We start from the raw sequence: 20,561 nt of genomic DNA on the forward strand, positions 1-20,561 counted from the left end.
GAACATTTAAAAATCTTCCGGATCTCACATCAGTTTCCTTCACGTTCTCCCGATATGATTGCTTTGGGAGGGCGATTGAACCCCAAGTTTGCAGGCAGTCTGAATGAGCGGAGCCGTATTTTTTCTCATTGTGAATTTCGTTGTGGCCTTGTCTTTCAGCACCATGTTCCTGGTGGTCGCCTACCGCAGTCAATCCCGTGACGGTGCTCTTTGGCTGGGGGCGGGTTTCGGCGTCGCCTCCTTGTCCGCTCTTTGCGAGTTGCTTGTCGCTTACGCCGGTCCAACGCGCCTTTGGGCACTCGGTGCCTTCGCCACTGTCCTTTGCGGAATGGTCATGCTGACCACTGGTATCGGCCACATGTATCGTCGTCGCATAGATCTGCGACTGGCACTGGTATTTGTGTTTGCGAGCTTGGGCCTTGCCCACCTGATTTACGATCTTCCACGCGGCACTCCGCTTCAGGCATTTTTGTATCAAAGCCCGTTTGCGGCGGTCGTTCTGGTCGCAGCTCTGCTTGTGTTTGTTGCCCATCGGCGCACAGGGCTCGATCTTTTTCTAGGTTTCTTGCTGCTGGTTACCGGCGTTCATTTCCTCGGCAAGGCGGGCCTTGCTGTTCTGGTCGGTTCTGGTGCGACACCGAAGGACTACGTGCACACCAACTATGCTCTAATCTCGCAGTCTCTGACCGCCATATTGATGGTCGCCGTGGGGCTGAGCCTTCTGGCCAAGCTTGTCTTGGAAATTGTCGCAATCCACAGAACGGAGTCAGAAATCGATATCTTGTCGGGCCTTGCGAACCGACGAGGTTTCGACCGGCAGGTCCAAGCGCTCCTCACACGAAATCGCCAAGTCTCACAGGCGATCGTCATGTGTGACCTCGACCATTTCAAACGGATCAACGACACCTATGGCCATCATGTTGGTGATGTGGTGATCAGAGCTTTCGGCGATTGCCTTCGCCAGCACGCCCCTATGGGATCGGTCACCGGTCGACTTGGCGGCGAGGAATTTGCGATCTTCCTGTCGGACGCGTCGATGGAAAATGCCCGTGAACTCGCGCTTAAGCTTCGGCATGCGACGATGTTCTTGAGCAACCTTCCGCGAGGATTGCGCGTTACGGCGAGTTTTGGAGTGGCACCTGTATCGGCTGAAACGGAATTGGCCGAAGCCTATCGGCAGGCGGATCTGGCACTGTACCGCGCCAAAAATGCAGGTCGAAACAGGGTCAAGCTTGCAAGCGCATCAGTCGATTCCCTTGCATAGCTGTCATGGAGAGCTGGCTCGGTTTGTCTGAACAGCTTCGGGCGTTTCGCTAAGTGGATTTCCCCTCGGCGCCCTTCAATCCTAGACCATGGCCCCGTCCTCAACGACAAAGTCGAGATAGGTCATGGCCAGATTCTTGGAAATACTGGCGAACTGGATTGCGTCGAGACCGCCAGCACCGTCTGCGTCATACAGCAAGGCGCCAGCTGCACGGTCGTAGATGATGTGGTCATCCGCGTCGATGGCCTGAGACCCGACGACGAAGCTCTCCGCCGCTAGCTGGCCAACAGACAGTGCGGTAAAGACCGCCCGGTCAAGGACAATAGTGTCATCCACGACCTTGAAATCCTTGATGACGTCGATGTTTGAGGGCGAAACGGCCGTCGAGAAGACAAAGCTGTCCTTGCCATTGCCTCCAGTCAGCGAATCCTTTCCAAGACCACCATCCAGCCGGTCATCGCCATTATTGCCACTCAGCGTGTTGTTTGCCGCATTGCCAATCAGGCTGTTGGCCAGTTCATTGCCCTTCAGCGTCACGGCAGAAGTGCCGATTGCCTGCACTTTCTCGACTTCCGAGCCGCTCTGAATGGTAAACGACGAGGTCGTGATCACCAGGTCGTCGCCACCGCCAATCGCCTCGATGACCTTGTCGCCGGAACTATCGACGTAATAGGTATCGTTGCCGGCATAGCCATACATCGTGTCGGAGCCTTTCAGCCCGTCTATCTTATCATTGCCGGCACTGCCATGCAGCGTATTGGCGGAATTGGTGCCGGTGACAATCAGCCCCGTGGACGGGGATACGACAATCGTGAATGCCTGGGGTGCGCTCTCGGCCCCCAAGGCGTCGACCACCTTATAGGTAAAGGCGAAGTCGCCACTTACGCCGGATGGCGGTACAAAGGAAAAGCTGCCATTGGGCGCAAGACTGAGACTGGCAGGCCCGTTGACAAGGGCGTAGCTGAGGCTGTCATTCTCCACGTCAGAACCTGCCGGCAAGGTACCGGAAATGGTCGTGTTGGCGAGACCTGTGGCTGAATTTCCGGCCGTCGCTGCTGTTGGTGCATCATTGACCGGTGAAAGCGCCAGGGTGAAGTTTCGTGGCGCGCTCTGCATGCCCCGGTCATCGATTGCGGCATATTGGAATGTAAAGTTTCCAGACGCATTGGCCGGTGGCGTGAACGAAAAGCTCCCATCGGCCGCAAAGCTGAAGCCAGGCAAGCCGGCGATCAACACATAGCTTAAGGACGCGCTATCGATATCGCTTGCGGCCGGTACCCTGCCGTTGAGCATCGTGTCTTCGATGCCGGATGCCTCGTTGCCGCTGGAGGCGGTCTGCGGTGCGTCATTGACGGGCGAAACGGTGATCATGAATTGTCTCGGCGCACTCGTGGCGCCGAGGCTATCGATCGCGACATAGTCGAAGAAGAAAGGGCCACTCGCATTTGCCGGAGGCTGGTAGGAGAAACTGCCATCTGCATTAAAATTCAGGCCCAAAAGACCCTGAACCAACTGATAGCTGATCGCTTGGCCTTCAGCGTCTTGAGCTTGTGGCACCGCCCCCGTGATCAGTGTGTCCTCGTCACCGAAGGCCTCATTGCCGGTTTCGGCTGTTACAGGAGCCGCGTTCACCGGAGAGACGGCAACGCCGTCAAAACTGTAGTCTTGAGCGACGAGGGCTGCTTCACCGGCGGGCACCTTGATCCGGAAGGTTTCAGAGTAGCCCCCATCCTGGACCATCCAGTTGCCGCCGCCAAGATCGACCAGCATGGCTGAACTGGAAAAGCCGGTAAACAGGATCTGATCTCCTAAGCCCGCGCCATTTCCGGTAAAGTCCTCGATCACGTCACCTTCAAACTCGCCCTTGCGAAGCACGAAAGTGTCATTGCCCGCATCGCCATAGAGCTGATCGAGGCCCAACCCACCTTCGATGATATCGTCGCCATCCATGCCATGGATCTTGTTGGCTCCTGCATTGCCTTTGATTAGATTGGAAAGCCCGTTGCCGGTCGCGTCTCGATCAAGCGAACCGGTCAGTATCAGGTTCTCGACGTTTGCGCCCAAGGTATAGGTGAGGGTGCTCAAAACCGTGTCGATGCCCTCATTTGCCAATTCCAGGACAAGGTCGCCGGTGTGATCGACCACATAGGTGTCATTGCCCTTGCCGCCGGCCATCTCGTCGGCACCGGCCATGCCATCGAGCCGGTTGTTGCCGTCATTGCCGATCAAGACATTGGCTTTATCATTACCGGTCGCATCGAGCGCCTCGGTTCCCACGAGCACCAGTTTTTCCACCTGTGATGCCAGCACGTGACTGACAGTGGAAAACACGGTGTCGAAACCGCCGGCACCAAGGTTGTCCTTCTCGACGATCACGTCACCGAGGTCATCGACGAAATAGATGTCGTCACCGTCTCCGCCCTGCATGATGTCGGCGCCGAGGCCTCCATCCAGGATGTCAGCGCCGCCCATACCTTCGAGCTCGTTGGCAAGCGCATTGCCAATAATCTCGTTGTCGAGATTGTTTCCGGTTCCGCGTATTGCAGTGCCGGTCAGGTAGAGGTTTTCGACATTGGCTCCAAGCGTATGGTTCAATGCGGCAAACACGGTGTCGTTGCCCTTGTCGACGTCCTCGGTCACGATATCGCCGGAGTGGTTGACGATGTAGATGTCGTCTCCTCCAAGACCGGCAAAGGCGTCGGCGCTCGCCGTACCATAGAAGATGTCCGGTCCTTCGGTCGCCGAATGCGGCGGAACGAAGATGTCGCCACTTCGGGAACCAGTGACGATATTGGAGTAGACGGTGGTTCCGGAAGGATTGTCAGCCGTCGAATTCGTCAATTCCTCGCGGATCCCGTAACGGCTGCGGACCGATCCGTCCGCATAGATCGTATTGCCAAAGATTTCGGTCCCTTCGGAATAATAGATGCGGGCAGGGCTGACGGTGTCGTCTATCCGAAGGCGGATATTGATCTCGTCATAGACCCCATTGCCGGCTTGCGAGTTGTTGAAGATCGTATTGCCGGTGATCGTCGTGTTGGTTGCGCCTTCGATGCGCATGCCCTGACGGTCGTTGTCGAAGACCAACGCGCCGGTCACGGTCACACTGTCCGATAGCTTGATCAATATGCCTTCGCGGGCATTGCTGTAATACTCTCCGCCAACAACGGTGATGCGCGTCGGCCAGGCTATGTCGTCTTGGCCATCGGGGAAAATGTCGGAACGCTGCGTGACGAGACCAGCTCCCGTATTGTCATAGGCCTTGTTGTTCTCAAGCAGGATGTCGTTGCTGCTGGTGGTAATATTGAAGCCATGGCGATCGTTGTTGTAGGCGACGTTGTCGCGATAGACGCCGCCCTCGACATAGTCGGCGACAAACCCGTCCTTGCCATTGTCGTGGGAGACGCAATCCTCGACGACGAGATTATAGGTGATTTCGTGCGGGTTGATGCCATAGGCATTGCAGTTCATCACCTCTACATTGCTGATGGTGATGTTCTGGTGGATGCGACCGTCATCGTTTTCCTTGACGCCTGTGATGATGCCGGCCTGGTGCTCGATGTTGTTGGCCCTGTTGCCGTCAATCGTCAGATGGCTGATAACGATGTTATCGGCACTCTCGTTGACCGGCGTGCGCACGATGCCGTTGATACGGGCATCAAAGTCGTCAACCAGCTTGAGCACAGTGTCGCCCATGCCGGCCCCGGTCAGGGTCACGTTCGAACGGACCTCGATACAGCCTTTGGAAGGATTGGAAGGATTGCCGCTGACATAGAAGGTTCCGGAGGGGATGACGACTGTGCCACCGCCTGATGCATAGGCAGCATTAATTGCTGCCTGGATTGCTGCGCTGTCATCTGAGGCGTCATCCGGCGTTGCACCGAAATCCAGAACATTGAACGTCGCCATGATATCCTCGATCCGCCTATATGGCTCTCCCCTTGATGCCTTGAAGTGTAGGGAGAGTGGGATCGAAAGGATATAAACGCAGATCAACCAATGCTTGATTTCGTTGGCCCCAAAATCGTCGAGCCGGAATGACCGCGCTCAGATCGGATCAAGTGCCGACGTGGTTCCCAGATCACCTCTGGTCGGCGGTGGCATGAATGCGGCGGCGAGTTGCCGGCGCGAGGGATGGCGCTGCGCAAGACCGGTTCGTTTTTCAAAAGCGGCCCGGCTAGCTGCGCCATCGGCCACCAGAGCGTAAAGCAGGCCGAGCCGATCCGAGCATTCGAGATCGTGATGAGCATGGCCCGCAAGCTGGCGGGCAAGACGGTTGAGCGCACTATATGCATGCAGATGATATTCATAAGCTCGGTCGGCTCGCGCAAGTTCGAGGGGAAGGAAACCCTCATCGTCGATCTGGCAGGCGCCAAGTGAAAAGCTCGCCCGGGCCCAGGCCCGCATGTTTTCATCGCTCAAGATTGCGCCGAGATCGGCAACAGCTGTGGCTGCCCAGTAGCGATGGTTGTTGCGGCGCGATATCGGTCCTGCCTTGACGTCGTAGTAGACCATGGTTTGACTGGCGAGTGTGTGAAGCCAGCTGCGGATCTCGTCTTCCCCGTTCAAGCTTATGCCCCGCGCCTGGAGGGTGAGAACAATCGCTGTGATCTCGCCCGTAAAGCTGTCTCGGCTCAGATTGGCATCCGAGGTTGCCATATCCGTCAGCGCCTTGCCTATAGCCCAGGACCGCAAACCCTGAAGTGCACACATGGCCGCGTTGCCATCATCCGTTCTTGCAAGTGCCAAGACCTGTCGAATGGCCGCCTGGATCGGCGCGAGCTGCAAGGCGCGCTCTTGACGCTGAGCCTCATTGAGCACCGACTTCGAGCGGAACGACTGATCGTATTTGGATATCGTCGCCACCCGACGTGGCAGGCTCGGCAGGTTTTTGCACGCACTGTCCTGGCGCAAGCTTGGCTTGACCATGGCCAAAACTGTGTCGCTCGCCGCAGAATTTGCAGCTGTCAGCAAGGCCGCCATCAGGGTCATGCCGACAATGAGCGCCTTCGACATGCTTGTCTGTGAGACTTTTGCCAACATGAAACTCCGAGACGGATTTCATGAGGGTCTAGTCTAAAAGGCCTAAGGTCAGTTTAACTGGAACCAGAAAACACGGCGCTTTTCACGGAGAAGTCTCTTGCGCTGTTCAATTTTCGGCTGCAAGAGCAATGAGACGCGCATCGGCAAGCGCAATTTCTCCAAACTGCTTGGCCGCTTTTGCAGCCTGCTGATTTCCGCCTGCCGCCGACAGTGCCAAATAGGCACGGGCGAGCTGATGCTTGTCGGCGTGTTCAACGTCTCCCAGCAAGATCATCGCCAGCCGGTACTGGGTATCGGGATCTCCTGCGCGTGCTGCGGCTTTAAGATAGCGAAGTCCTTTCTCCCGGTCCTGGGGTGAGCCATCGGGATTGAAGAGCAGGTGCGTTGCCAGTGCCACGGCAGCAGACACGGCGCCATCATCCGCCTGGCCCTCAAGTTCGGACTTGATCTGGTCTGACAAGGGATCAGGTGCAATTGCGAGTAGACGGCCGAGGGCAGCATAGGCTTCCGGCGCATTGCTTTGTGCCGCTTTCACATAAAGGTCAGCTGCCGTAACAAGGTCCTCACCACTGCCGCTGGTCTCCAGATTTTGCGCCAGAAGCAGCATGGCCCGGACATTGCCCTTTTCTGCCAGCGGCTCCAACCAGTCGACCAGCACTGCACGCCCCTCAGGCAAACTGTCCGCCAGGTCCTCATAGACGCCAGCGGCGTTCAAGCGGCCTTGCGGATCAAGTGCAACGGCGCGATCGAGCCAGTAAAGAGCCTGCTCCGGCTCTGCACGACCTGGCTGCATCATCGCCTTGGCGATCTCCAGCATCTTGCGACTGCGCTGGTCGACCGGCACTTGGGCAAGCAGCTGATTGGCGCGTTTGGTGTCGCGGCGCACGCCCCAGCCCAGCGCATAGGCAAGCGCTCCATTCTTCGACGCACCGACATTGCCCTCGGCGCCGCCTCTGGCGTACCAGCTTGCAGCTTCCTTCGCCAGTTTCGGCCCGCCGATGCCATATTGCAGCATGATGCCATAGGCATTGGCCGCTGCGCTGGAGCCGCGCAGTGCCTCTGCCCGGATCAAGGGGCGCAACTGGGCTGCAGACCGGTACTGCCGGGGGCCGAGCTTGACGATCGCTTTGGCGACTTCTCTGACGGCGACCCGGTTTCCGCGCAAAGCGCTTGGAAGAAATTGTCGCATGCTTGCTTCAGGACCAGCGGCCAAGGCGGGCGTAGGCGTGATCATCGGTCCAAGGCATAAGCCGAGCATGACAGAGCAGGCGAGGCTCGCTAGGCGCATGCGCGACAAGAGGCGAGACACAGGCGAGGTGACTGGCTGCGCAAAAATCGCGGATTTATTCGACATAGCCATTTTGCAAAGCCTTCCTGTGCCAGGTTTTTGCCAATTGCGGATCGGGAGCCACGCCAAAGCCGAGGTCGAGCGCGATTGCGTATTGAAACATGGCTTCCGGGTCGCCCTGTTCGGCAGCAAGGCGTGTCCAGCTGATACTCTTTGCTGCGGAGACCTCACCGTCGATGCCGGCTGCATGGAAACGGGCAAGTATCTTCATTGCTGCGACATCCTTCTTGGCGGCCGCATCCTCTAGAAGTCTGATGCCTTCGCTTCTTTTGTCTTGTCCACGTGCAGCAAGCAGCATGCCGAAACTGCGAAGCGCGGATGGATCGCCAGTCTCTGCAACCCGCTTCAAGGCATCCATGGCATCCTTGGCGCCGCCGCCTTCTGAAAGGCGGGTCAGTTCGGCAATTGCCGCTTGCTCGCCCGTCAATGCTGCTTTGCTATACCATTTGATCGCGGCGTCGCGCTGGGGTCCGAGACGGTCACCCTCCTGCAGCCGGGCCAGCACGAGGGCAGCCTTGCCACTTCCGCCATCGGCAGCCCCCTCCAGCAGGCGTGCGGCACGTGCTGCATCATCATTGGCGCCTGGAGAGAGTGAGAGGATTGCTTCAGCAAGAACCAAACGCAAGCGAGGAGAGTGTCTGACAATTGCTTCGGCGTTCGACAGTGCTTTCGCCGCATTCAGGGGCTCCCCGAGAATGCGCTGCAGCCTTGCCTTTTCGACAAGCGCCCTGGGATCGCAAAGCAGGACCTCGTCCAACGCTTTTGCCACAGGCGCAACACGGGTTGGATTACCGCCAAGTTCGGCCAGGGCCGCAGGGTCGCCGCGTTCGGCAGCTCGCTGCAACCAGGCATCAGCTTCAACGGAAGCCCCGCCATCGATTGTGATTTGTCGTGCCAGAAGCAGCATCGCCTCCGCATGGCCGGCGGCCGCTGCACGCTCCAGCCGTCGCTTTGCGTCCTCATTGAATGTCCCTTCTTGAAGGGAGATGCGGGCCAGTTCGAAATCGGCTGCAGGGTCCATGCTTGCACGAAGCCCGTCCAACAGTGCCGCACTTGCTTCGAGGTCTTCACCGAGCTTGCCGGCGCGATAAGCGCCAATGAGGGCGAGACGTCCGGAAACGACACCTTCTCCAGCTGCACCTGCTTGCGCAACGAGCAGCTTTGAGCGCTTTGTGGGGCCGCCGGCTTCAGCAATAAGGACCGCGGCACGCTCGACCATGGAAATACGGTCGCCCTGCTCTGCGGCTTGCTCGAAAAGCGCTTGCGCCTTGGCCTTGTCACCCCTCTCAAGGGCGCGGCGCGCCAATTTGCGGATGGCAAGCGCATTGCCATCTGCTGCAAGCTCTTCAAGCCGCTGATCTGGATCGAGCTGTGAACTTGGTCGGCAAAGCGAAAGGTCCACGAGACTGGCCCGGGCCAGATCGGACCCGGCATCCGATGCCTGGCGCAGAACGGCTTCGGCCTCGCGCAATCCGCGGCCCCATTTGAGGAGGTAACGACCGTAAAGTGCCTTTGCATCCGGCGTGCCATAGGCGTTGATGCGCTGATAAATCGCCTCTGCTCTTGCAGGATCAGGCGCAACCCCCTGTCCGGTCAGGTAACTATTGGCCAGAATGTCGAGCGCAAAGACAGAGGTCTCCGGCCTTTCGGCAGCGGGTTGCAAGACCGCCTGCATGAGATCGAAGTCGGCGGATCCGGTAAAGTCGCCCCGGAAATAACGAGCTGCGAGCAGGACGGCACTGGGGTCACCATTTTCGACGCCGGTTGAAAGAAGCGTTTCAATCCTGGCCGGATCCTCACCCCTGATGAGCGCCAGATCTGCCAAAGCCGCATAACCGGCGACGGATCCAGCCGCGACTGCCCGCTCCCAGAGCTCGCCTGCCTTGTTGCGATCCAGAGTAACACCAATGCCAGTGTGATAGGCCTTTGCCAGCTTTTCGAGGCCGGCGCGATGGCCAGAGTTCGCAGCAATGGTAAACCAGGCAACCGCATGCCGCTCCGCATCTGGATATCCGCGATCAATCAGGAATTGACCGATGTCAATCGCGAGGTCGCAGTCCCCCTGGGCGAGTGCCGTCTGGAGATTGAGGCTCGCCAGATTGGCAAAGTGGCGGGCTGCGCCCTCAAACGGTGGGGTAAGCGTTTCATCCGCATAAAGGGCCGCGAGCTCGACGGCTGCCATGGGCTCTCCAAAGCCCGCCGCGACCCCCAGATAGCGCGAGGCATCGTCAAGGGACAGGCTTGGCAATTCGCCGCGTGCAATCAGCCTGCCGAGTGTCAAAGCCGCATCTGTCTCCTGTGCCGCGGTCGCCTCGATCAAGAGGCGTGCAGCCCGTTCACGGTCAACGGTGCCTGCTCGTTCATCGAGCAACAGCTGAGCCAGGCGCCGCTTGGCACTAAGGCCGGTTGCGCGCCTTTCCTCCACGATCACTTCCAGCAGCCGACGCGCAAGCGGCAGATCACGCACAACGCCTGCACCGCCGTCGATCAGGCGATTGGCATCGGCGAGGATCTCGTTTGCTGGTTGGTGTGGCTGCTCTCCCGACCAGGTCTTCCAGTCGAATGAAAGCGGGGCAGGGCTTTGCGCTTTCCGGCAGATCTTCGCGAAATTGAGCTCGGGTGGCGAGATTGGCAAAGGCAGGCTCATCAGCGCATTTGCTGAAACCGTCTCTGCGAACACAGTTTGCGGTGCAGCCATGAGCGAGATCAGCGTCGCAATCATCATGGCGGCACTTTGAGTGTGCGATCGTTTCATGCGTGTTTCTCCTACCATGTCACATCACCCTCTTCGTCGCGGCCTCGTCCAATTTTCGTCGAAGCCTCAATCGGAGGTGTTGGAAATTGAAGTAAGCGTTTCAGCCCCTTGGCCAGTGCGCACCGCTTTGAGCGTGCGTGCCGCAAGCAGGTTGCCCGACTGGGCCGATCTTTCGAACCATTTTGCGGCCAGCTGGACATCCCTTTCCACCCAATCTCCCGAGAGATAGGCAAGACCCAATTGGTAGGCGGCGTTGGGGTGGCTGCGTTCGGCCGCCTTTTGCAGCCAGATCAGCGCCTGTCGCGGATCACCATCAGGTCCCTGCTTCAAGGACAGTATCCGTGACAGTTCGTACATCGCGGCCGTGTTGCCGGCATTGGCGGCCCGCGTCAGCCAATCGATGCCTTTTGTACGAGACTGGTTGAGACCATAGCCGTTGAGCAGCATGTGCCCCAGCGCTGCCATGGCCTCCTTGTCGCCGCCAAGAGCGGCGCGGTGCATCAGAACCGCCGCTGCATCCGGGCGGATTGCGGCCCCGAATCCGTTCAGGGCATATTCTCCCAATGCGCGATAAGCGGCCGACGAGCCCCGCGCGGCCTGGGACCGAAGCAGGGCTTCTGCCCCTTGCGGGTCGCGGCCAGCAGCCGAAAAGGCCATCCAATCTGCCTCCAGCAAGCTCGCTTTGGGCAACTTGAAGCCACTTTCGGCACGAACCTTTGCGATCAGTTCCTCAGCCTTGGCGGCGTTCTTGTCGACACCGAGGCCCATCATATAGGCTCTGGCCAAGATCAGCCGGGCTTCCGGATCGCTCGGATTGTCCTTCAAGACCTCCTGCAACATCGCGATCGCCTGCTTGGCTTCCTCGCGGTAGGAGACCGACGATAGGTAGGTGGCTGCAAGTGCGGTCTTTGCAACCGGAGCCCCGGATGCAGCCGCTTGTTTGAGAAGATCAACCGCCAGACCTGCTTCGGCCAGATTGGTGGCCATGGCTGCGCGCAAACGACCAAGCGAGACCAGGTCAGTTGACGTCATCTTGCCGGTATCCAGTGTCTTCAGGAGCACTTCCGCTTTGGCCATGTGGTCCTCACGGCCGGTCGCAAAGAGCATGGAGGCAAGCGCGATCTGGTCAGACGGCAGGACGAGGACGGATCTGGCGCGCTCAAGGCTCACACCATTCAGTTGATCATGGCGAAGGAGAAGCGCGACCAAGGCAAGCCCCGCACGCGGGTCACCGGCCTCGATCTCGCCCCGGTAGAAATCCTCGGCAGCCTTGCGCTCCTGCCCGTCAGGCGAATGGGCCTGCATGTCCGCCAGCTCCCAATAGGCACGCTCGACAGCGCGCGCCTGAGCCTCCAAGAACCATCGCCGGGCAAAGCTATCGCTGCGGGCCAACTGATCGCCTTGCCGGTAAAGCTGACCGAGGCGAAGCATCGCCTGGCCAACATCAGCATCGGCTGCCTTGAAGAGAAGACGAAGGGCCTGGTTCTGCGTCAGGACGCTTTTGGGGAGCCTTCCATTCAAAGCCAGGTTCGCAACCGTGAAATCGGAGAAGCCGACACTCACCAGAGGCGTCTTTCTCAAGCTCTCGAGGAGTGCACGTGCCACCGTGTCGGGCAGGGGCCGGCCATTTGCCTCAAGCCAGGCATCAAGGGACAGGGCCGCCGTGCTGCTACCCTCAAGTGCAAGCCGTTCCAGCATGGGCATGAGGATCGGTCCGATCAGTTCGGATTTCACAGAGCGCCAGTGCTGGCTGGCAAGGTCAGACAAGGCCTCGGGATCGGCGGCTACAGGTGCAAGCGCCGCTTCAATGAGCCGCGCCTGTTCGCTTTTGTCGCCGACGAAATCCAGCGCAAGCTTCAGATCGAGATTGGACAGGAGAACAGCAGCGCTACGAATGCCGGCTTCGCTTGCCCTTTGCAGCCATATGCGGGCTTCAGCATCAGTAACTGGCATGCCAGATGCGGAAATTCCTGCATTGCCAAGCGCGAGTGCTGCCACGCGGCTCCCAGATTCAGCGGCCTCTCGGAAGAGTCCGGCAGCGCGCACGGGGTCGGCGCTGACATGCTGTCCCGTGACCAGTTCATGGGCCAGGTGTTCAATGGCCTCAAGGTCTCCCATATCCGCCGCTTGCTGCAGCCAGGTCATGGCCAGCTGAGGCTGGGCTTCTACCAGTATGCCATCGGTATGGATCTTGAAAAGTGACACTGCGGCCGAAGCACTGCCCTCAGTTGCCCTGTCTGAAAGCCGCGCGATCAGGTTGTCAGTAAGCGTCTGACCCACTTTGCGGCCGGAGGCGGCAAGGTCCTTGATGGCACTGACGCTGCCGAGCACGGCGGCTGCCTCAAGGCGCGGCACGACGTCATCAAAGGACAGCCTCTGGTTCTCCAACGCATCAGTGGCGATAAGATAGAGAGCGTCGCCATTGCCTTCTAACGCCAGACGCTCGAGATCAGGAGCGACGCTTTGAAATGACAGGCCAGCCTCGCGTCGCAACAACAGGCGTCCGAGCGGTATGATGGTTGACTGGGAACGATCACCAAGCTCGATGGCGCGGCGATAGGCAGCAATGGCTGCATCCCTGTCAGCTTTGCGGATCGGGTTTGTCGCGCTGAAAATAAGGCCGTCACGGTAAAGTTCGGCCAGTTGGCGCTGTTCCTCTGGCGCTTGGCTCGTCGCCAGCTGGGCTACAAGCGCCTGTTCTGCCGCAAAGCGGCGGGACAAATCGGTTTCTTCAGCGATCGCGCCCTGCGAGAGGATCAGGCCAAGCAAGCAAACCAGTGTTAAACTGCGCAAAAGAACCATCATGGCTGCCCCCAGAAACAGGTAGAATTTCCACCGATGAACTCGTCGACCAAGGGACGCTCGGCCCGGATCTGTCGCTGAAACAAAGCTTCGAGCCGGTCGAATGCGAGGCCTTTTCCACTCAGGATCGCCGCTTCAGCCCAGGCCATGTAGTGGCGGCCATGGCCGCGGGTATCAAGGAAGCCAAGCTCCAGCTTGCGATAATCCTTCTCCGGACCAGGAATATGGTTTTCCGCTGCGTAGACAGCGACAAGAACTGGAGAGCTTATGCCGTTGATCAATGCCCCTAGCAGTGCGGCATAGGATTGGCCTGATGGTGTGAGCATATTGTAAAGGTCTTCCCCCTGTCCGCGCGCCACTTCCGCAAGGACGGTCAGGCTTGAAAGGGTTTGGCGCTGATACCAAAGTGCGCGAGCGCCCCGGCGTGCTTCAAGCTCAAGCGTGCCATCCATCCGGGCCTCGGCAAGCACGGTCTGGAACCGGGAAAGTCCCTTTTCCATCATCGCATGATCACCGATTGTAGCACCCCATACGGCCATCACGCTGTCGGCAAGTATCCGGTGGTTGTTGCGATCGACATCGCCGTCGAAGTGATGGTCAATCTTGCGCACAAGGCCATCGATCCACGGTCTGATCCGCGATGCCTGGTCCGGATCGAGCTTGGGCTCGAGGATCGCAAAGGCAATCGAGAGCGGCAGCAGCTGGCGCTTCAGCGCATAATAGGCATCGTGAACCTCTTCGGTCTCGGTAAAGCCGCCCGCTTCAGCCCAGGCCGTGAGCAGGTTTTCCAGCGTCACACGTGCCTTGGCGTCGCCCGCCAGTGCTCGTCCCGAAAGGACCATGACCGCCCAGGAAAAATCCTCTGCCGATTGATCCGAACCATAGCCTTCGGTGGCGCTCAATTTGCGGATCGGTTCAAGCTTTGCCCAGGCGGGATCGGCCTCAAGCGACAGGCAGAGCTGACGAATACTGTGATATGGAGCGGTTGCAAGCAGATCCGAGCGGGTCTCGACATCAAACAGGCCCTGCCAGCCGGCTGCTGCAACAGGCGCAGTCGTGAGCAGGACTGCAACAACCGCGCCGGCCGTCAGCCTGGTTCTCCGGAGTTTTGACACGCTCTCAGCCATCATGCGCGCTCCCGGCTGTTTGAGCAGCGGGCTGCCTGATCAGCTGACCAGTGCAGACAGGACTGGTGCGTGGCGGATGTGGCCAGCCACCGAGATCACAGGCCTTGATTGCAGCTTCCGCCTCGCAATGCTCGCGGGTCAAGATGGCCGCAGTGTCACCAAGGCGGAGCAGGAAAGGGGAGAGCTGCTTCAAGTCCCCGCCGTAGATCCGATTGCTTTGACGCAGGAACTGATTGTCTTCGAGAAGGAGCTGCGCTGCCCCGGCAGCGTTGATCGCATCTCCGTTATCGGTGAAGGCGTTGCCGCTGAGAACCGCCGTGACCACGGCCTGAAAGGGGTCCAGCTCGAAGTTGCGTGTCTGTCCCTCGGGCGACTGTCTGAGATCCGAGACATAGATGTCAGCGCCGCTTGCACCATTGCCCTCCATCTGGTTGTCATACATGCCGACATCCGTGGAATTGCGGATCTTGACCCCGGCGCGTAGATTGCGACTGAGGTCATTGGCTGCGGCTATGTTGCAGCCGCTTTCGTAAAAGGTCAGACCGTCGCCTTCATTCGCAACCGCGGTGTTTGCATAAACGATATTCCGGATACTGGTACGATCCAGCATGATGCCCGATCCCTTGTTATGCAGGGATAGATTGCCGACGATGAAGCTGTCGTCCACTTCACGCGAGATGATGATGCCGTGTTTCTTCTGGGAGCCGTAGGCCGTGTTCAAGGCGATCAGCAGACGGCGGGAGCGGTCATGCGGATCGATGCCGTAGATGATGTTGTCCCGATATTCGTTTCCCACGATGCGGACATCGTCAACTTCGTAGCTGTAATAGCCGTAACGCAGGTTCTCGAAGCTGTTATCGATAAGATTGCCGGTCGGCCTGTTTTCCTTCACAGCGTAGAGCGACTGGACCGCAGCGCCGCTCGATTGCGTCAGACCGAAGGCCTTGCTGGAATCATAGCCAAGCATGGCCAGGCGACTTGCGGCAAGCTGCAGATCACTTCCGCCCCATGCCGTGATGAAGGGACGAAAACGGTTTCCGTCGGCCTCCGTGGCAAAGGCCAGCTCTTCCTCTACTTCGTCCCAGCCGACGATCTCTGTATCTTGGACGATCAGGCGGCCCGCAACGGCAATGAATGCGCCTGATTGCGCCCCAAGACGGTATTGGTTGAACTCGGCTCCGGACATCAGCAATGTCGCGCCCGGCAAGACGATGATGGGGACGCGGATCAGGAGATCGTCCTTTTCCGCGATCAGCAGGCGGCGGGTCGTTGCTTCGGGCAAATCACGCAGCAGGCTGCCGAGCGTGACGACGCCTTTTTCGACTGCGATATATCGAGGCCAGGTCATCTGCTGAGAGATCTGCACCTGATGAACAGCGACTTCGCCACCGTCACCAAGCTTGAAGGCTTCAAGGCTGAAGGGGCTGAAGCCGAGAATGGCAAGATGGCCGACGGGATCGGCAGGTGCCGGCATCCGAGCACGCATCTTTTCGGCATCAAGCTCGAAAATGTCTGGCATCCTGACCTGGCTGAGTTCACGGGTCGGACGTGCCGGCGCCTGAATGCGATGACCGGCTATGGAAAAATCGGCAGATTGGTCAACGGATTGGCTGTCCCCGGCTTCCTCGCCAGCTGTCGTCACGGAAGCTGACAGTGGGTCGACATCCGGGTCACTCAGCCATCCCCGCAGGTCGAGTTTTCGTGCGCGCTCCTCTGCCACATGGCGAAAGGCCGGGATTCGGACTTGCCATGGAAGTTTCGCCACCGTTTTGACGAATCCCTCAACATCCCCATCCACCTCGTAAGTGGCCAATGCAAGCTCGCCAATGATCCGTCCGGCATCCAACCCGTTCAGGCCCTCAAGGCGCGGATCCTCAGGAGCGAGCGCCCCCTGCTTGACGAGAACTTCGGCAATCTCGCGCTTGGCCTGCTGGCGAGCCTTGGCATCCTCGATCGAACTGACGAGCGCATCGGCGCGCAAGACATTGCCAATGCGGGCAAAGGCGACCGCGATATCAGCCAGGCTTTCGTCGCTGTCGCTTGCACCGGCAATGACTTTAACGGCTTCCTCAAGGAGGGCGCTCGCCTCGTCACGGCTTTCGCGTTCGGAGACGAGGGCGATGGAGATCAGGATGCGACAGCGCGCGGCTTCACTTTGCGCCTTCGACAAGAAAAGCCGGGCTTTATCTACGTCTCCTGTCTTCAAGGCATGGCTGGAAAGGGCCTCGACAACCCGGTCATGGTCGGGTCCTGCATCGATGTCGACGAGAAAGGCTTCACCTTCTGTGATCCTGTCGGCTTTGATGAGCGCTTTGGCAATGCCCGCGCGTGCAAAGCCCAAGTCTTCGCGCTCAGATATTTCACCCAGAAGCCTTTCGGCTTCGTCGAGCTTGCCGACATCAGCGAGAGCCTTGATCAGGCGCGAATAAGCATGAGAGCGCGCCTCACCGTCTGCAAGCTGTTCCGCGAGCTTCGCTGCTGACTGGAACTCAGATAGGCTGGCAAGCGCTGCAACCAGATTGGCGACCGCATTGGGATCGTCAATCGGTTGGTTGACGTTCTGCAACAGGATCTGCCTGGACGCATCTTTATAGCCTTGCCGATCCAGATCCTTGGCAATCGCAATATCAGCGTCGATTCTTGCCTTGTCCTTCAGGAAGAGTGGGACGATCTCACGTGCACGAAGAGCCTTATCTCGGTCGATGCGGGCATCAACGATCAATCGAAGCGCCCTGCCCTGGTCGCGATCGCGAGACATCGATTTCGCTGCGCGCAGAGCGAGCGTGTCGTTGCCGTCTTCCAGGGCGGCTTCTATCAGATTTTTCAGGAGCTCGCTTCGGACCTCTTCATCGCGGTCAAGCGCCTGAGAAAAGACAAGCGCCCGGGCAAGATTGCCGTCCTGAAATGCACGATACGCGCTATCTGACAGGGCCCGTTGGGAGGCCTTGGCAAGTCCTTCTTCGGAAAGCCTGCTCAAAGCACTTTTCTGATACAACTCGGCCCGGGTGCGAGCCAGCGCAACAGAGTTCGTCGCAAGCTCCAGCAGTGTCTCTGGCAGGGTGGTTGAAGGAAAGGTGAGGATCGCCGCACGCAGCGCTCCATCGCGCGTGGCATCACGTGGTATCGAGCGCGCTTCTTCGATGGCAAGCGTTGCCAGCCGTTCGGCTTCTTCGGTCTCGCCGACGCGCAGATGCCCGGCCGCAAGCGTTGACCAGGCCGTAGACCGATAGGCTGGATCATGCAGAAACTGGACGATCGCCTTGGCCTCCAGATCTCTTTGAAGGCCGGCGTCTCCCTTGTCCAAGAGATTTGCCAGCGCATCGATCAGGCTGAGACGAAGGACATCCGGCGTGACAGCCTGGGCCGCCAGATCGGCCAGTGCAATACGGGCCTCGTCAATCCCGGCGGTTTCTCCACCAAGACCCTCCAGAACGGCAATTGCGTCGACGGCCTCCCGTAGCCAGTAAAGCCTCGTGTCTGGAACGGTTTCTGCGTCCAGCTTGACCATGGCCTCTGAAACAACAGAGTGAGCCATGCTGACCTCGTCATCGACTGCGGCAAATGCTGGCGTTGCGGAAATCAGACAAAGACCCAGTATCAGGCCGGCGAGGCCAATCGGCGAGCGTGTTCTTTTACGAGAGATCATCAACCAGCCTTTCTGATGTCCAGGGTGCTTGGGCTCCTGTTGGCGAAATCCTCTTGTGAACCGGCAGCCAGGCTTGTCGCGTCACGTGCCATGCTCAAGATGAGGGTTGCGGTCTCAAGCATCGGGTTGTGGATTGTAATTGTGCTACTCGACCCCAGTTCGAGGCAGGCCCCTTGTTGAAGGGCGATCCGTCGATCTGGGGAATCCAGCACGACTTCTCCTGTGACAAGGGTCAGCATGCGTCGCTGGCCCGTCTCGGTCATCTCAAGCAGCATCGCGGCGCCCGGCACAACCTCGATGCGCTCAACCAGATAGTGTTCGCCCTTATCGATGATGCGGCGGCGGCCGGTCATGTCTTGACGTGTGAGATGGCGATCTGCCGCCGGGTGTCCAGCCTTTGCCAAATGCTGGGCGACATGTTTGACATCTTGCGATTGTGTTCGCGTCGTAACCAGCAAAACATCGTCAGTATCGACCACGACAACATCGGTAAGGCCGATCACCGACACAAGCCGTTGAGCCCCATGGATGTAGCTGTTTTGCACACCGCTGAGCAGGACATTGCCTTTGACAACATTGTTGTCCTGATCCCGTTTGCCAACCTCCCATAAAGCCTCGAAAGATCCAAGGTCATTCCAGTCCGGCGATACGGGGATGACACCAAGACGGGAAGAATGCTCCATGACCGCATGATCCACGGAGATTTCGGGGCTGTCTGCAAAGCGTGGCGAGAGGTAAAAGCTGTTGCCGTCATGCCGGCCCTCACGGATGCTTTCAGTCACCGTCTCAAGCAAAGCGGGTGCACGGTGCGAAAGCTCACTGAGAATGGTCAAAGCGCGGAACATGAATATTCCACTGTTCCAGGTATGTCGCCCGCCCGCCACCAGCTCGCGGGCCACATCGAGTGTCGGCTTTTCGACAAAACTGATGACGTCATGGACAGCGGCATCAGTCGCAACCTCTGCCTCTATATAGCCGAAGCCGGTCTCAGGTGAGCTCGGGCGAATACCAAAAAGCGCAATCCCGCCGTTTTCGACGAAGGGAAGGGCGGCACGATAGGCCTCGACAAGTCGATCATGCTGGCCGATGCGATGGTCACTGGGAACCACCAGCATGACGGCATCAGGATCCTCTGCGATCAGGGCAAGAGCCGCTGCCGCAATTGCCGGTGCCGTGGATCGCATGGCAGGTTCGACGAGCACCCTTGGCAATCCTGCAGGATGATCCATTTCCATCAGATCGAACTGAACGCGGGGTTCCTGCAAGCTGTTGACGAGCACAGTGGCGCGGCCAAATTCGGCCCCGTCGAAGCGGGCAAGTGTATCCTGAAACAGGGAGCGATCGCTGTTGAGTTTCTGGAACTGCTTCGGCTCGAGCCGTCGCGAAAGCGGCCAAAGCCGCGTCCCTGAACCACCACAAAGGACAACGGGGCGGATGATGCTCATGGTTTCACCTCACCCGTCAGCAATGCGGTCGATTGTGCCCCAGCCGTTGCCGTGTTCCTGGTCGCGCTTGCAATGAGGCGACCGATCATGCTGTCTGGAAAGAGGTCGAACTCGACCTGCACCGGCTGGCCGATCATGTCGGGCGACAGGGCTTTTTTCGGCGCGACGAGTACCGTCAGGGCCTCTCTGGGCAGATCAGCCTGGGTGCCGCCTTGGCCAGGCAACCAGAGAATTTCCGCCTCGCCGACCGAGGTGCCGTCCGGGTAGACCAGTGAAGCTGTCTCGACGCCATAGAGGCTCATAAGCTCCTTGTCTGCGACGATGGCTGAAATCACGATGGGGGCATCTGCGCGCATCAGCCGGACCACGGGATCGCCGGTCTTGACGAAATCACCATTGGCGAAACGCTGATCGACCTGAACGCAATCGCAAGGGGATTCGACCGTGATCGGATTGCCGACGGCCGGGTTGACGGTCATCAGGGGCTCCCCGAAGGAAACCTGCTTCTTCTCGTTGATGAACGTGATCCGCCCAACCGAGGGTGCTGCGACATTGACGGTCTTGGCGGAGATCGCTGCACTTTCCGGACGAACGACATAGAGCTCGTCATAGACATTGGCGGACAGGAAGGCGACGAGCGCAGCACCAATCGCAGCCACGCCGGTGGTCGCTGCGACCCGCCGTCCCAGCTGAGCGAGACGCGCGCGTGTCGAGAGGCGGGGCGGCGGAGGGACTTGCTTCGACTTCACCATGTCTGTGCGGCGCGCGACGTCCAAGACATCGCCGGCCCGCACCACTTCGCCTGACAAGATTGCATCCGTCACATATTGAAGCAGGCTTACCTGCCCGTCCTCCAGAGTGAGAAAGATGAAGCTTGTGCGGCCTATCGGATCGGTCGAATAGAGTACTTCTGCCGGTACTTCCGTCAGGCTGAACTCGTAACTGCTGAAGGGGATCGTCAGGTGGGCGATGACTTTCTTGCCGGGCGTGAAGCCTCGCGCTTCGATCGCAAAGCCGTTCATCGACCAGTCATGGACCTGGTAGATCCTGCCATCGATCGTGGCGCGCATCGGCAAGCGATAGCGGGGGTGCTGACGCTGCAGTTCAGCTTCGTAGGACATGGCTCCCATG

General features: G+C 59.0%; 10 protein-coding genes. 1 reads left to right on the top strand and 9 read right to left on the bottom strand.

Going from position 1 to position 20,561, the window contains the following annotated elements:
- Positions 1-103: 103 nt before the first annotated feature.
- On the top strand, positions 104-1,264 hold the full coding sequence (locus tag H6M51_RS18095; protein WP_185811220.1) for a diguanylate cyclase: 1,161 nt from the start codon (positions 104-106) through the stop codon (positions 1,262-1,264).
- A gap of 81 nt (positions 1,265-1,345) precedes the next feature.
- Here H6M51_RS18095 and H6M51_RS18100 read toward each other — a convergent pair whose 3' ends face one another.
- From H6M51_RS18100 to H6M51_RS18140, 9 genes are all read right to left on the bottom strand, one after another.
- Entirely contained in the window at positions 1,346-5,173 is a 3,828-nt protein-coding gene (locus tag H6M51_RS18100; RefSeq protein ID WP_185811221.1) for a tandem-95 repeat protein, read from the bottom strand.
- A gap of 138 nt (positions 5,174-5,311) precedes the next feature.
- Positions 5,312-6,307, bottom strand: a complete 996-nt coding sequence (locus H6M51_RS18105) for an alginate lyase family protein (protein ID WP_210314861.1) — start codon at positions 6,305-6,307, stop codon at positions 5,312-5,314.
- Positions 6,308-6,413: 106 nt separating this feature from the next.
- Positions 6,414-7,496 (bottom strand): SEL1-like repeat protein, encoded by a 1,083-nt coding sequence (locus H6M51_RS18110; protein WP_185811223.1) that lies wholly within the window; start codon positions 7,494-7,496, stop codon positions 6,414-6,416.
- 154 nt (positions 7,497-7,650) lie between these two features.
- Positions 7,651-10,410: an SEL1-like repeat protein gene (locus tag H6M51_RS18115; protein WP_185811224.1), complete on the bottom strand. Its 2,760-nt coding sequence runs from the start codon at positions 10,408-10,410 to the stop codon at positions 7,651-7,653.
- Positions 10,411-10,476: 66 nt separating this feature from the next.
- A complete protein-coding gene (locus tag H6M51_RS18120) occupies positions 10,477-13,215 on the bottom strand; it encodes an SEL1-like repeat protein (RefSeq protein ID WP_185811225.1) in 2,739 nt (912 codons plus the stop codon).
- Positions 13,212-14,342: an alginate lyase family protein gene (locus tag H6M51_RS18125; protein ID WP_185811226.1), complete on the bottom strand. Its 1,131-nt coding sequence runs from the start codon at positions 14,340-14,342 to the stop codon at positions 13,212-13,214. Before H6M51_RS18125 ends, H6M51_RS18120 begins: the two co-directional genes overlap by 4 nt.
- Positions 14,332-17,874, bottom strand: coding sequence for a NosD domain-containing protein (locus H6M51_RS18130; RefSeq protein ID WP_185811227.1), 3,543 nt, complete (start codon positions 17,872-17,874; stop codon positions 14,332-14,334). Before H6M51_RS18130 ends, H6M51_RS18125 begins: the two co-directional genes overlap by 11 nt.
- Before the next feature lie 110 nt (positions 17,875-17,984).
- Entirely contained in the window at positions 17,985-19,430 is a 1,446-nt protein-coding gene (locus H6M51_RS18135) for a sugar phosphate nucleotidyltransferase (RefSeq protein WP_185811228.1), read from the bottom strand.
- Positions 19,427-20,560: a PilZ domain-containing protein gene (locus H6M51_RS18140; protein WP_185811229.1), complete on the bottom strand. Its 1,134-nt coding sequence runs from the start codon at positions 20,558-20,560 to the stop codon at positions 19,427-19,429. Before H6M51_RS18140 ends, H6M51_RS18135 begins: the two co-directional genes overlap by 4 nt.
- Position 20,561 lies beyond the last annotated feature (1 nt).

The sequence above is a fragment of the Rhizobium sp. AQ_MP genome (assembly GCF_014237835.1).
Lineage (GTDB): Bacteria > Pseudomonadota > Alphaproteobacteria > Rhizobiales > Rhizobiaceae > Allorhizobium.